This window comes from Paraburkholderia sp. ZP32-5 (assembly GCF_021390495.1).
Classification (GTDB): Bacteria; Pseudomonadota; Gammaproteobacteria; order Burkholderiales; family Burkholderiaceae; genus Paraburkholderia.
This window is the reverse complement of sequence record NZ_JAJEJP010000001.1, coordinates 2673957-2687874: the sequence shown is the minus strand read 5'-3', so window position 1 is coordinate 2687874 and position 13918 is coordinate 2673957. Positions and strand designations below refer to the sequence as shown.

Genomic DNA, 13918 nt, shown 5'->3' with positions numbered 1-13918 from the left:
ATGGGGCCGCTCAGAGCTGTTTCATCAGCACGAGCGATTTGCGCTGCCAGTTGTAGAGCCGGCGACGGTCTTCGGGCAGGTCGTCGACCGTGGCCTTGACGAAGCCGCGCTTGAGGAACCAGTGCTCGGTGCGCGTGGTGAGCACGAAGATGCGCGTGAGGCCGCGCGCCCGCGCGCGCTGCTCGATGCGCTTGAGCAGGCGCTCGCCGTCGCCGGTGCCTTGCGCTTCGGGCGCAACCGTCAGGCACGCCATTTCGCCGATGCGCTCCTGCGAATACGGATACAGCGCCGCGCAGCCGAACAGCACGCCATCGTGCTCGATCACCGAGAAATGGTCGATGTCGCGCTCGATCTGGTGACGACCGCGCCGCACGAGCGTGCCGTCCGCCTCCAGAGGCTCGATCAGCGCGAGAATGCCGCCGACGTCGTCCGGCGTCGCTTCGCGCAGGCTCTCCAGATTCTCGTACGAGATCATCGTGCCGACGCCATCGTGCAGGAACAGTTCCAGCAGCAGGCTGCCGTCGAGCGCATACGGGATGATGTGCGCGCGCGGCACGCCGCCACGGCAGGCGCGGATCGAATGCTTCAGGTAAAACGCCGTGTCGCCGGTGACTTCGCCGCTTTCGTGCAGCTTGTACGCATCGTCGAGCGACAGTTCGCGGATCAGCTCGAGGCCGTCTTCGCCCGGCTCCATCAGGCCCGGTGTTTCGGTCAGGAACACGATCTTGTCGGCGCGCAGCGCGATCGCGGCGGCCGATGCGACGTCTTCCATCGACAGATTGAATGCCTCGCCAGTCGGCGAAAAGCCGAGTGGCGACAGCAGCACGAGCTTGCGGCTCGCGAGGGAATGACGGATCGAATCCGCGTCGATCTTGCGCACGAGGCCCGTGTGCTGGAAATCGACACCGTCCAGAATGCCGACCGGGCGCGCGGTTACGAAGTTGCCCGACACGACGCTGATGTGCGCGTGCGCCATCGGGGTATTCGGCAGGCCCTGGCTGATCGCGGCTTCGATGTCGAGACGCACTTCGCCGGCCGCTTCTTTCGCGGATTCCAGCGCGCGCGCATCGGTAATGCGCATGCCGTGCGAGAACTCCGATTCGACGCCGTGCAGGCTCATCTGCTCCTCGACCTGCGGGCGCGAACCGTGCACAAGCACGATCTGGATGCCCATCGCCTGCAGTAGCGCGATGTCCGAAACCAGTGCATTCAGCAGCCGCTCATGCACCACTTCGCCGCCGAAACCAACGACGAACGTCTTATTGCGAAACGCGTGGATATAAGGAGCGACTGAACGCATCCAGTCGACGAATTGCGCATGCTGGGCGAGGGTTTCCGTCGAGCCGGCGGGGGCCGGAACGCTCGCGGGCGCGGGGACGAGGTCGGTTTGGGAATTCATGCCGGGGATTATAATGCGCCCCCATGTCGAATGTACCCAAAAGTCCCGCTGCGGCGAACGAGAAAACGGCGCCGGTCGCCGATCCGGCGAACCCCGGCGACGAGCATCGCCGTCTCGCGCGGGATGTAAAATCTGAAGCAGCGCGCGAGGCGCGTCATGCGGCGGGCGCTGCTGCGCGGAAAGTGCAGGCTGAAGGCCATGGTGAAGGCAGCAATGAGCGTCGCGAGCAGCGGGGCGATGCGCAGGGTCGCTCGCGTGATGAGCGCCGCGGTGGCGGGGTGCGAAGCGAGTCGCATGGCGAATCCCGCAAGGCGTCTGATAATGCTGCTGGTGGCGAACACAAACGTGTGCCTCGCAACGAGCCACATGCCACGCCTCGCGGCGAGCAGCGTCGTGAAGCCCGCGACGCGCAACCCGGCAAAGCTCGCAAGGAACCGCGCGAACCGCGTGCTGCGCGCGTCATCGAGCCGAATCCGATTCCGCCGATCACCTTTCCCGAAGCTTTGCCCGTTTCCGGCCGCCGCGAAGAGATTGCGCGAGCGATTGCCGAAAACCAGGTTGTGATCGTTTCGGGCGAAACCGGTTCGGGCAAGACCACGCAGTTGCCGAAAATTTGTCTCACGCTCGGCCGTGGGCTCGGCGCCGGCGGCAGCGGTTTGATCGGGCACACACAGCCGCGGCGGATCGCGGCGTCGGCGACCGGTCGCCGTATCGCCGAGGAACTCGGCACGCCGTTCGGCGAAGTGGTCGGCTACAAGGTGCGTTTTAGCGACAACCTTGCCCCGGGCGCATCGGTCAAACTGATGACCGACGGCATCCTGCTCGCCGAAACGCAGACCGATCCGCTGCTCAAGGCCTATGACACGCTGATCATCGATGAGGCGCACGAACGCAGCCTGAACATCGATTTCCTGCTCGGCTATCTGAAGGAGATTCTCGTCAAGCGTCCCGATCTGAAGCTGATCGTGACGTCGGCGACGATCGACGCCGACCGCTTTGCGCGCCATTTCGGCAGCGATGACAAGCCCGCGCCGGTGATCGAGGTGAGCGGGCGGCTGTATCCGGTCGAGCTGCGCTACCGGCCGGTGGTCGAGGACAGTCCGGCCGTCAAGGCCGCGCAGGGCACCTCGGCCACTTCGTCGGGCCGCGAGCGGCCGAAAACCCAGCGCGAGACCGATCGCGATCTGATGGAGGCGATCGTCGACGCCGTCGACGAACTGTGCCGCGAAGGCCCCGGCGACGTGCTGGTGTTCCTGCCCGGCGAGCGCGAGATTCGCGACGCGGCCGAAGCACTGCGCAAGCATCATCCGCCGCATACGGAGATTCTGCCGCTGTTCGCGCGCCTGTCGGCCGCCGAGCAGGAGCGCGTGTTCCGCGCGTCGAACGCGCGCCGCATCGTGCTTGCAACCAATGTTGCCGAGACTTCGCTGACGGTGCCCGGCATCCGCTATGTGGTCGATACCGGGCTCGCGCGCGTAAAGCGCTACTCGTATCGCAACAAGGTCGAACAGTTGCAGGTCGAGTCGATCTCGCAGGCCGCCGCGAACCAGCGGGCGGGGCGTTGCGGTCGTGTCGCCGACGGCGTGTGCATCCGTCTGTACGAGGAAGGCGACTTCCAGGGACGCGTGCGTTTTACCGATCCGGAGATTCTGCGCTCGTCGCTCGCGTCGGTGATTCTGCGCATGAAGTCGTTGCATCTGACGGCGATCGAAACCTTCCCGTTTATCGAGCCGCCACCCAGCCGCGCGATTTCCGACGGCTATCAGCTGCTCAACGAACTCGGCGCTGTCGACGACGACAACCGTCTGACCCCGCTCGGCCGCGAACTCGCGCGGCTGCCGCTTGATCCGCGCATCGGCCGGATGATTCTGGCCGCGCGCGACCAGCAGGCGCTGAAGGAAGTGCTGATCATCGCGAGCGCGCTGTCCGTGCAGGACCCGCGCGACCGTCCGATCGAAGCGCAGGAGCAGGCCGATCAGGCACATCGCCGCTTCGCCGATGAACGCTCCGAATTCCTGCAGTGGCTGAAAATCTGGAACTGGTTCGACGAAGCCATCGCGCACAAGAAGTCGAACCGCCAGTTGCAGGACGAGTGCCGCAAGAACTTCCTGTCGCAACTGCGGCTGCGCGAATGGCGCGATGTTCATTCGCAACTGCTGACGGTCGTGCGCGAGCATGGCTGGCGTCTGAACGAAGCCGAAGCGACGTTCGAGCAGATCCATCTTGCGTTGCTGACCGGTCTGCTCGGCAATATCGGCCTGAAAGCCGATGACGAGCCGTACTACCTCGGCGCACGCGGCATCAAGTTTTATCTGTGGCCCGGCTCGGCGCTGGTGAAAAAGGCCGGCAAATGGGTGATGGCCGCGGAGCTCGTCGAAACGAGCCGCCTGTACGCGCGCTGTATCGCGAAGATCGAGCCGGAGTGGATCGAGAAGGTCGGTGCGCATCTGCTGAAAAAGTCGCTGTCGGAGCCGCATTGGGAAAAGCGCGCGGCGCAGGTGTCCGCGTTCGAGCGCGCGATGCTGTACGGCCTGCCGATCTATCATCGGCGGCGTATTGCGTTCGGCAAGCAGGATCCGGCGCGGGCGCGCGAGCTGTTCATTCGCGGCGCGCTCGTTGAAGGCGAATTCGATATGAAGCTCGCGTTTTTCGCGCACAACCGCAAACTGCTTGCCGATATCGAACAGCTCGAACACAAGTCGCGCCGTCAGGACGTACTCGTTGACGACGAGCTGATTTTCGCGTTTTACGATCAGGCGGTGCCCAACGGCATCTACACGGGTGCATCGTTCGAGCGTTGGTATCGCGATGAGGTGAAAAAGAGCGGCCAGGCGGAAGACAAGCTGCGGCTGCTGTATCTGTCGCGCGACGATCTGATGCGGCACGAAGCGGCCGGCGTCACGACCGATCTGTTCCCGAAGCGTCTGACGATGGCGGGCATCGAGATGACGCTCACCTATCACTTCGAGCCGGGCACGCCGCGCGACGGCGTAACGCTTGCGGTGCCGCTGTATGCACTGAACCAGGTCGACGCGCGCCGCTGCGAATGGCTTGTACCCGGCATGCTGAAGGAAAAGACGCAACTGCTGCTGAAGTCGTTGCCGCAGAAGCTGCGTCGTCATTGCGTGCCGCTGCCCGACTACGCAGCGGGTTTCGCCGAGCGGCACGGCGCGCAGCGTTTCGGCGCGGGCGGCCTGCTCGAAGCGCTGATCGCCGATGTGCGCGAACAGACCCAGATCGCGATGAAGCAGTCCGACTTCAAACTCGAGACGCTGCCCGCGCATCTGTTCATGAACTTCAAGGTCATCGACGAGCATGGGCGGCAGCTCGCGATGGGACGCAATCTGTCGCAACTGCGCGCCGAACTCGGCGGCCAGGCACAACAGCATTTCCAGAAGATCGTGTCCGGCGCGGCCGGCGCGGCGTTGGCCGATGCCGGCGGCAGCGGTGTCGCGACGCCCCTGCAAAGCGCGGAGCCGGCCGCAGGCGGCGCAGCTCGCGGCAAGGGTGCGGTTGCATCCGGCCCGCAGACCACGCCGCAAGCTCAGGCAGCGGGCACCGCACTCTATGAAAAACTGACCACGTGGAATTTCGGCAAGTTGCCGGAACTGCTCGAAATTCGCCGCGGCGGTCAGACGCTGTTCGGTTACCCGGCGTTGGTGGATCGTGGAACGCATTGCGACGTGGAGGTGTTCGATTCGCCGGAGGAAGCCGCGCGAATTCATCGCGCGGGCTTGCGCCGGCTCTTCGCGCTGCAGTTGAAGGAGCCGATCAGATATCTGGAAAAGAATCTGCCGGGCCTGCGCGAAATGGCGATGCAGTTCATGCCGCGCGGCACCCAGGAAGAATTGCGCGATCAACTGATCGACACTGCGCTCGACCGCGCGTGTCTGCAGGACCCGCTGCCCGACGATGACGCAAGCTTTCACACGCGACGCGACGAAGGACGCAGTCGCCTGACGCTCCTCGCGCAGGAAATCTCGCGATTGGTTGGGCAGATTCTCAGCGAGTACGCGAGCCTGACGAAGAAGCTCGTGCAGGCGAAGCCGTTCGCGGCCGCGCACGCCGACCTGCAAAATCAGCTCGATACGCTGGTCGGCAAGCGCTTCGTGGTCGACACGCCTTATACGCAGCTCGCGCACTTCCCGCGCTATCTGAAGGGGATGGCGCTGCGGATCGACAAGTTGCGGGCGGACGCGACGCGCGATACGCGGCAAGCTGCCGAATTCCAGCCGCTGTTCCAGCACTACCAGCGCGCAGTGTCGCAGCGCGGTGGCGTGGTGGATCCACGGCTCGCGGAATTCCGCTGGCTGCTGGAGGAACTGCGAATCTCGCTGTTCGCCCAGGAGCTGCGCACGCCGATGCCGGTTTCCGTAAAGCGCCTCCACAAGGTGTGGGAGTCGATGCAACGTTAAGCGAGGCGACGGCGGTTGCGCGGCCTGGGCGCTGCGCAATGCCCGGACCGCCGCGGCGCTTTTTGCCGACGTGCGGGGCACGATGCCGGTCAGAGCGATGACGCGCACACATTGTGCCGGCTTTAGCCGCCGTAGCGCGCCGGGCTGCAGTTGCCGTGGCAGGCCATCGCAGCGCTCGACCGCGATCAGCCTTGGTCTGGCCAGTCCCATCGATTCGGCTACCAATGCATCCCCGCGCCGACGGATGCACCGAACTGACCACGTGAATCGGTGCTGCCCTGAACCTTGTAGACCCACGCGCCTGTATTCGACAACTGCGACACGCCGAGGGCCAGCGCTGACTGGCCAGCGTACATGCCACCGGCCATTGCAATCATGCCGCGTCCCGGCAATACCGCTTGCGGCAGGGCCGCCATCGCGAGCGCGGTTGCGGTGCCGCCGTATCCGTCGCGGCGTGCCGAGCGAATCTGGTCGTCCGTATAGTGGTTTGCCTGGTCGACCGCAGTGCCCACGCTTTGCCGCAGTTGATTGACGTTGACTGCGTCTGTACCTTGCACACCCGCTGTGACGTGAGTGATCTGGCGTTCGTTGCCCGCGCTGCCTATCGACACGGTATTCACCCGGTCAGCCAGCGAGCCTTGACCCAACGCAACCGAATTGTCGGCACTCGCGTTCGCGGTGGCGCCGAGCGCAGTGGCGTTGTTGCCGCCCGCTACCGCGTTCGTGCCGACGGCCGTTGCGTTTGCGCCCGTAGCCCGGGCATTTGCTCCGGCCGCGACTGCGTGCGTACCCGATGACACCGCACCTTCAGTTCTACGGTCGCTGTCTGCGCTGAAGGCGGGGCTCGTCGAGTTGACCACGACGTCACTGATCGCGCCATCGAGGGCTGCAGTGAGCTGACCGAGGTTGACTGCGTCAGTCGCTTCCACGGCGTTCGCGACGTTATGGATGGCGGTGCCGGTGGTCGGGTCGCCGCCGAGCGTAACGCTGTTGCGGTTGACGCTGCCATCGGCGTTGGTGTCGTACATGATCGCCGCGTCGAGCTTCGAGGCCGTTGCCGCGCTCTGGTCGCTCACTACCCGCAGTTGTGCGACGTTGACCGCGTCCGTCGCTTCCACGCCATTCGCGACGTTATGGATCGCGGTGCCGGTGGTCGGGTCGCCGCCGAGCGTGACGCTGTTGCGGTTGACGCTGCCATTGGCGTTCGTGTCGTACATGACCGCCGTGTCGAGCCTTGCGGCCGTCGCCGCACCTAGGTCGCCGACAGCCTTCAGTTGCGCAACGTTGACCGCGTCGGTATCCGCTGATCCCGCCGCGACGTTAGTGATCTGACGTTCGTTGCCGATGGAGCCGACCGAAACCGTGCCAACGCGATCGGCAATGGAGCCGTGGCCGAGCGCAACGGAGTCGATGGCCAGCGCACTCGCGTTATAGCCGAGTGACATCGCGTTGCTCGCGGCAGCGTTCGCGCCGTAGCCGAGCGCAATTGCGCCGTTTCCGTTTGCGTTGGCGCTCGTGCCGAATGCCGTTGCATTGGTGCCGGTGGCGTTCGCATGACTGCCCGCCGCCAGCGTGTGCGTGCCATTCGCGACGGCCTCGTTGGAATCGTCGATCGGGCCGCCGGCTTTGAAATAGTGTTGGGCGCTGCTTTGGGCAATCGCATCGATCTTGCCGTCGACCGCGCTCAACTGGCTTACGTTGACGGCGTCGGTGAGCGCCGCGCCCGCCGCGACGTGAGTCAGCCGACGCTCGCTAGCTGCCGAACCGAGCGACACCTCGCCGACCGGAATGGCTGCGGCAATTGAAGTCGCGCCCGTTCCCACCGGCGCGAAGGCTGGTTGAGACAGATCGGCGGTCGTGCTGGAATTCGCGCCTAGCGCGACGCCGTTATCCGCCGCGGCGTTTGCGCCGGCGCCGAAGGCAATAGCGTTGGCACCGGTTGCCGTCGCGCCGAACCCGATCGCGCTGGCGCGAGTGCCGGCTGCCTCGGCGGTGACGCCGAGCGCGATCCCGCCAATGCCGCTGACGGTTGCTTCGCTGCCGAGTGCAACGCCCCAGTCCGCGCTGGCTCTCGCCCATGCACCGGTTGCAAGCGAGCGGGCACCAGCGGCTTGCGCGTTGTAGCCGAGTGCGGTTGCTCCGACGGTGGTTGCGCTGGACAGGGAGCCGAATGCCGCAGCGCTGTTGTCTGCCGCCATGGAACCCGAGCCTGCCGCAACGGAGTCGACTCCAAGCGCCGTTGCGTTCAGTCCCAAAGCGCTTGAGCGTTCTCCCTGTGCGTTCGCACCGGCACCCACGGCACTTGCGCCGCTGCTGAGCGCGCTCGCGTCCCGGCCGAGCGCAAGCGCGGCTTCGCCTTGGGCATTGGCAGCCGCCCCCAACGCCGTTGCGCCGTCGCTTTGTGCATTGGCCTGCCAGCCGACGGCGAGCGAGGCGTCACCGGCCGCGGTGGCCTGCTCGCCGAGCGTAGTCGCGCCAATGCCCGGCACGCCGGCTGCGACTGGATCGGCTGAATCGACGGCGGCCCGTACATTCGCGACGTGCAACGCCGTTGCCGCCAGCGCAACGCCCAAGGTGTTCCGAACCGCTTGCGCAACGGCTTTTCTGCGCATTGCCGTACCACTGATCATTACAATATTTTTATTCGTCAATTCGAAACCTCCATATTATTGATTAATGTGCTTTTGACTCAAATTAACTCATGGCGTACGATAAAACGGTAATTCCTCAGGACTTATTGCCCGAGGTAAATCGCAAAAACATGAGAATAGCGAGCTGACATGCTTTCTCGGCGCTCGTCCGTTTTGGCGTGAGAGCGTGCCCGAGCGATCCTGTCGCTCGCCTGAGCCGCAGGAGCGAGCGTCAGCGAGTACTGGCGGAAGCGCCTGTGCTTGAAAGGACAGTGTCCGGTCTGGACGTATGACTCGAATATCAGCAAATTCCTAAATCGAGCAAGCAAGACCTATCTAAATAAAAGACATTTTATTGATAAGAAACAGGAATATTCCTATTGCTTCCAATGATGAATTGCGTGATTCTAAAAGTAAGCCGATTTATCTTAAAAGTAAGTTGGGCTATCGTTAATGAACGCCGGAGGCAATTTGGCATCGTCGACAGTCAGCACCCTGATTTCACCCCGAAAGCATGCGCCACAGGTACTGAAAGCTTCGGCGGGCAGGCCGCTACAACTCATCCCGCCCTCCATTTTCCGGGCTCCGCGAGACGACTTCCGTCAACCGCTGGGCGCGGCAAACGTTCTACAATGACGGTTGTTCTCCGAAGCGAGTTTTCATGCGTAATTTTTTTCTTTCCGGCTTGACGGCCACGTTCGCCACGAGCGCCGCGCTGGTCGTTGCCGCAGGCTTTTTCTCCCCGGCGGCTCATGCCAATAACGTGATCGTGCTCAACTCCGGTGAAGCCACGCTGAGCCTGATCGACGAGAACAGCCGCCAGGTCGTGGGTACTATTCCCACCGGAAAAGAGCCGCACCATCTGATGGTCACGCCGGACAATTCATCGCTGATCGTCGCCAATTCTGTGTCGAACAATCTGATGTTCGTCGATCCGAAGACGGGCCAGGTGCAGCGCTGGGTGGAGAACATCGAGGATCCGTATCAGATCGGTTTTTCGCCGGACCGCAAATGGCTCGTCACGACCGGGCTGCGTCTCGACCGCCTCGACATCTATCACTACGACAGCCAGAAGAACCAGATGGCGCTCGCGTCACGCCTGCCGCTCGCGGTTATGCCGAGCCATATGGCGTTTTCGAGCGACAGCAAAACAGTATTCGTCACGCTGCAGATCTCGGGTGAACTCGCCGCGATCGACCTGCCCACGCAAACCGTGAAGTGGAAGATGAAAGTCGGCAAGGTGCCGGCTGGTTTGTGGATGACGCCGGGCGAAAAATATCTGCTCGTCGGCATGACCGGCGAAGACTACGTCGCGGTGGTCGACTGGCGCAACCAGAAGATCGTCAAGACGATCCACACGGGCAAGGGCGCGCACAACTTCCGCTCGCTCGCGGATGGCCGTCACGTTGCGGTGTCGAATCGGGTGGCGGGCACGATCAGTATTCTCGATGAAGATACGCTCACCAACGTCGGCGACATCACCGGCCTGTTGCCGGGGCCGGACGACATGGAACTTTCCGCCGACAAACGCTATCTGTGGGTTACGTTCCGCTTCGCAAAGCACGTCGGCATCATCGACCTGAATACGCACAAGCTGATCCAGACCATTGCGGTGGGCCGCTCGCCGCACGGTATCTATTTCTTCGACCGCGCGCCAGTTACGGCGCCCAATGGGGCCTGAAGGCATTCAAGGGCCACGGAGAGCGTACACAGCAGGGCACCGCGCTCGAGCCATGGATGAAACAAACAGCACGGACGAAGTAACCAGGCCAGCACTATGTTCCATCTGATTTTTTCTTCGCTCGACAATATCGTTTCAGTCATGCAGACATGGCTGTACGTCGACGTGGTGCAACCGCTGCTGTATCGCTTCAACCTGATGGACTACGACGAAGACACGTACGACAGCCTGTATTGGGTCATCGTCGGCGTGTTCGAGGTGCTCGCGATGTATGCGCTGCTGCGCCCGCTCGAGGCGTTGCGTCCGGTCGAGCGGTGGGAGGACAGGAAAGCGGTGCGCGTCGACGTGCTGTACACCTGGATCGCCAAACTCGGCATTCTCAATCTGTTCTTTTTCTTCGCGCTGCAACCGTTCTTCGACAACGTGCAGGGCTGGTTGCGGCTGCACGGCATCGCGAACATCAACTTCGACAATCTGTGGCCCGGTGTGACTACCCAGCCGCTCGTCACGTTCGTGATGTATCTGCTCGTGCTCGACTTCGCCGGCTACTGGTATCACCGCTGGGAACATCGGATCGGCGTGTGGTGGGAACTGCATGCGGTGCATCACAGTCAGCGGCAGATGTCGCTATGGTCGGACGATCGCAATCATCTGCTCGACGATTTGCTGCAGGCATCGTTCTTCGCGACGATCGCGCTCGTGATCGGCGTGCCGCCGTCGCAGTTCGTCGTGCTGGTCGCGATCACGAACCTCGCGCAGAGCGTTCAGCACGCGAACATCCGTTTGTACTATGGCTGGTTCGGCGAGCGGCTGCTGGTCAGTCCGACATTCCATCGCCGTCACCATGCAATGGGTTACGGTCACGAGGGGCTCAACTACGGTTGCAACTTCGGCGTACTGTTTCCGTGGTGGGACATGCTGTTCGGCAGCGTCTCGTGGAGCCGCGACATGGAGCCGACCGGCATCAGCGACCAGCTCGAAGGGCGTCGCTATGGCGATGGCTTCTGGGCCCAGCACTGGCTCGCGTTCGTACGCATCGCGCGACGTTTGACGCCGAAGCGCCGCGCGCCGGGTAACGACGCCGCCGCCATTTGAGCACGTCGACCGCCGCGCCATTACTCGCCCCGGCGGCGCGTCCCGTGGTTTATCCTGTGCACGTTCGTGCGCACGCTGCTGTGTCCCCGCGTGGCTGGCCGGCGCACGGCACGGTTATCCTTCCCACCGTTCCGTTCGCAGGCACTGGCTCGCATGAATGATCTGTTGCGTTCGCTCGGTCGCGCGCTCGCAAGCGCGTTCCATCCGCGCATGCTCTGGCTGACCTTCAAGCCGTTTATCGTCGCAACGCTCGGCTGGGGCGTGATGCTGTGGTTTTTCTGGCAGACGCTGACGGGCACAACCCGTTCGTGGCTCGAGGCCTGGTCCTTTACCGGCACGCTTTACCACCTGTTCGACTGGCTCGGTTTTTCGTCGCTGCATGCAGTGATCGCACCGTTCATCGTGATCGCGGTGGCGATTCCGCTGATCGTCGTCACGGTGCTGCTGCTGATCGCGACGCTGTCGATGCCGTCCGTGATCCGTTTTCTCGGCACCCGGCAGTTTGCCGGCCTTGAAATGCGCAAAGGCGGAACGTGGTACGGTAGCCTCGCTCAGGTGCTGTGGAGCACACTGCTTTGTCTGGTGCTGCTGATCGTCACGTTGCCGCTGTGGCTCGTGCCGCCGTTTTTCGCGCTGATTCCGCCGCTGCTGTGGGGCTGGCTCACCTATCGCGTGATGAGCTACGACGCGCTGGCGCTGCACGCGACGGCCGACGAGCGGCGCGAGCTGGTGCGGCGCCATCGGCTACCGCTGCTGCTGATCGGCATCGCGAGCGGTTTGCTGGGCTCGCTGCCGACGCTGTTGTGGGCGTCGTCGGTGTGGCTGATCGTGCTGTTCCCGGTGATCACGGCGGTGACGATCTGGATTTACGCATTCATCCTCGTGTTCTCGGCGCTGTGGTTCGGCTATTACTGCCTGCGTGCGCTGCAGCGCATGCGGGCCCAGGGGCATGGCGGCGCGTCTCACGGCGCGCCGGTTCCTTACTGATCAAACGAAAGAGGCGGCAATGGCATTTGGCGTCATCATCATCGGCGACGAAATCCTGTCGGGCAGACGCGTCGACAAGCATCTGCCGAAGGTCATCGAATTGCTCCGCGCGCGCGGGCTGTCGCTCGGCTGGGCCGAGTATATCGGCGACGATCCGGAGCGCATCACGACGACACTGCGGCGCACGTTTGCGTCGGGCGACATCGTGTTTTCGACGGGCGGCATCGGCGCGACGCCGGACGACCACACGCGCCAGTGCGCGGCGGCCGCGCTAGGCGTGCCGCTCGAATTGCACCCGGAGGCTGCGAAGCTGATCCAGGAGCGTATTCGCGATATGTATCCGGCGAATTCGCCGGCTCCGCTCGACCTCGACTCACCCGAAAACCGGCATCGCCTGAACATGGGCACGTATCCGCAGGGTGCATCGATCATTCCGAACGGCTACAACAAGATCCCCGGCTTTTCGATTCAGCAGCACCATTTCGTGCCCGGTTTCCCGGTGATGGCGTGGCCGATGATCGAGTGGGTGCTCGACACACAATACGCGCATCTGCACCACACCACGCCGCACGCGGAAAAATCCCTGCTCGTGTTCGAGCTGCCGGAATCGCGCCTGACGCCGCTGATGGAAAAGATCGAGCGCGATTTTGCCGGAGTGCGGGTATTCAGCCTGCCGAGCGTGGGCGACGCCGAGCGCGGTGGCATCTATGCGCGGCATCACATCGATCTGGGCGTCAAGGGCGAGCCGGAGGCCGTTGCGGCGGCGTTCGTGAAGCTGCGCGAGGGGGTGCATCTGCTTGGCGGGGATATTGTCGAGCCGGAGGCCGCATCGGCAGCCGCCGCCAAGCCTGGCAACTAACCGACATTGGCATCGACGAGCGGCTCGCTAGATAGCTCGGAGCCGCGCGGGCCGGTCTGGCTGGCATTGGCTCCAGCCTCTGCAGGCCAGGACAGGCCGCGATAACGCCGCAAGCCCCGGCGGAAGAGGGCACAAGCGACCACAAATTCCCCGGCCCGCTCCCATCATCGCCGTGTCACATTCACCGCCGACCATGATCCAGCCGAACGCGCCTGCTGTTGCCGTGCACGAGCAAACGGAGCAGACAACAGCAGGCAACGAAAGCGGGTCGGCCAGCCCAACGGACGCAATCGCGATGCAATCACCCGGCAGCCGCCGTGCACTTGCACCGCAAGCCGATCGCCCCGTCAATCGTCAACCGTCAAGCGCCGATCCACGGCAAGCCGCGAAAACACCATCCCGACACCGTCTTCCGATGCCCCTGGCCGTCCTTGTCGCCTTCGAAGCCTTCCAGCAGGTCGTACGCTTTCGTGAAGCCGGCCTGGGTTGCGGCGATCGCGGCGAGCTTCGAGCGCGCGGCGCTGCGGCACAGGAACAGCACCGGCGTATCGGGCGACGCCACCTGCGCGAGTTGCTGCAGAAATTCCTGATTCGGCACCGCGCCCGGATAGCGCGTCCATTCGATATGCGCGTATTGGCCGTCGCCGATGACCGGCCGGCCGACCCAGTCGAGTTCAGCGCGGGTGCGTACGTCGACGAGACGCGTACGGGGATCGAGTTGCAGCAGTTCGAACGCCTCGGCGGGCGATACCGCGCCCGCGTAGGGCAACTGGTTCCCGGTGCGGCGTGCGTCCGCCTGTGCGTACAGCTGTTCGAGCGTGCTCATGAGCGTCAGTCTCCTTCGGACCAAAT

At 63.7% G+C, this 13918-nt stretch carries 8 protein-coding genes; 5 read left to right on the top strand and 3 right to left on the bottom strand.

Features of this window, described 5'->3' with window-relative positions; all coding sequences use genetic code 11:
• Positions 1–10: 10 nt before the first annotated feature.
• The gene (argA, locus tag L0U82_RS11370; RefSeq protein ID WP_233830963.1) at positions 11–1399 is read right to left on the bottom strand and encodes an amino-acid N-acetyltransferase; all 1389 of its coding nucleotides are present in this window, start codon (positions 1397–1399) and stop codon (positions 11–13) included.
• 23 nt (positions 1400–1422) lie between these two features.
• Between argA and hrpA the strand changes: the two genes are divergently transcribed.
• Positions 1423–5814, top strand: coding sequence for an ATP-dependent RNA helicase HrpA (hrpA, locus tag L0U82_RS11365; RefSeq protein ID WP_233830960.1), 4392 nt, complete (start codon positions 1423–1425; stop codon positions 5812–5814).
• A 218-nt stretch (positions 5815–6032) separates the two neighbouring features.
• On the opposite strand, the gene L0U82_RS11360 is transcribed toward hrpA, so the two are convergent.
• On the bottom strand, positions 6033–8426 hold the full coding sequence (locus L0U82_RS11360; RefSeq protein WP_233830957.1) for a YadA family autotransporter adhesin: 2394 nt from the start codon (positions 8424–8426) through the stop codon (positions 6033–6035).
• Positions 8427–9105: 679 nt separating this feature from the next.
• Here L0U82_RS11360 and L0U82_RS11355 point away from each other — a divergent pair.
• From L0U82_RS11355 to L0U82_RS11340, 4 genes are all read left to right on the top strand, one after another.
• A complete protein-coding gene (locus L0U82_RS11355) occupies positions 9106–10125 on the top strand; it encodes a YVTN family beta-propeller repeat protein (RefSeq protein WP_233830954.1) in 1020 nt (339 codons plus the stop codon).
• Positions 10126–10221: 96 nt separating this feature from the next.
• Entirely contained in the window at positions 10222–11220 is a 999-nt protein-coding gene (locus L0U82_RS11350) for a sterol desaturase family protein (RefSeq protein ID WP_233830951.1), read from the top strand.
• 153 nt (positions 11221–11373) lie between these two features.
• Positions 11374–12207, top strand: a complete 834-nt coding sequence (locus L0U82_RS11345) for an EI24 domain-containing protein (RefSeq protein ID WP_233830949.1) — start codon at positions 11374–11376, stop codon at positions 12205–12207.
• 19 nt (positions 12208–12226) lie between these two features.
• Complete coding sequence (locus L0U82_RS11340) at positions 12227–13066, top strand: competence/damage-inducible protein A (protein ID WP_233830946.1); 840 nt, start codon at positions 12227–12229, stop codon at positions 13064–13066.
• Between the two features lie 361 nt (positions 13067–13427).
• Here the strand turns inward: L0U82_RS11340 and L0U82_RS11335 are convergent, their stop codons facing one another.
• Complete coding sequence (locus L0U82_RS11335) at positions 13428–13892, bottom strand: rhodanese-like domain-containing protein (RefSeq protein ID WP_233830943.1); 465 nt, start codon at positions 13890–13892, stop codon at positions 13428–13430.
• Between the last annotated feature and the right edge of the window lie 26 nt (positions 13893–13918).

What these genes read in the sequence shown, in the direction of transcription:
- hrpA (WP_233830960.1), top strand. Translation starts at nt 1,423, where the DNA reads ATGTCGAATGTACCCAAAAGTCCCGCTGCGGCGAACGAGAAAACGGCG.
- L0U82_RS11335 (WP_233830943.1), bottom strand. Translation starts at nt 13,892, where the DNA reads ATGAGCACGCTCGAACAGCTGTACGCACAGGCGGACGCACGCCGCACC.
- L0U82_RS11355 (WP_233830954.1), top strand. Translation starts at nt 9,106, where the DNA reads ATGCGTAATTTTTTTCTTTCCGGCTTGACGGCCACGTTCGCCACGAGC.
- L0U82_RS11350 (WP_233830951.1), top strand. Translation starts at nt 10,222, where the DNA reads ATGTTCCATCTGATTTTTTCTTCGCTCGACAATATCGTTTCAGTCATG.
- L0U82_RS11340 (WP_233830946.1), top strand. Translation starts at nt 12,227, where the DNA reads ATGGCATTTGGCGTCATCATCATCGGCGACGAAATCCTGTCGGGCAGA.
- L0U82_RS11345 (WP_233830949.1), top strand. Translation starts at nt 11,374, where the DNA reads ATGAATGATCTGTTGCGTTCGCTCGGTCGCGCGCTCGCAAGCGCGTTC.
- L0U82_RS11360 (WP_233830957.1), bottom strand. Translation starts at nt 8,426, where the DNA reads ATGCGCAGAAAAGCCGTTGCGCAAGCGGTTCGGAACACCTTGGGCGTT.
- argA (WP_233830963.1), bottom strand. Translation starts at nt 1,399, where the DNA reads ATGAATTCCCAAACCGACCTCGTCCCCGCGCCCGCGAGCGTTCCGGCC.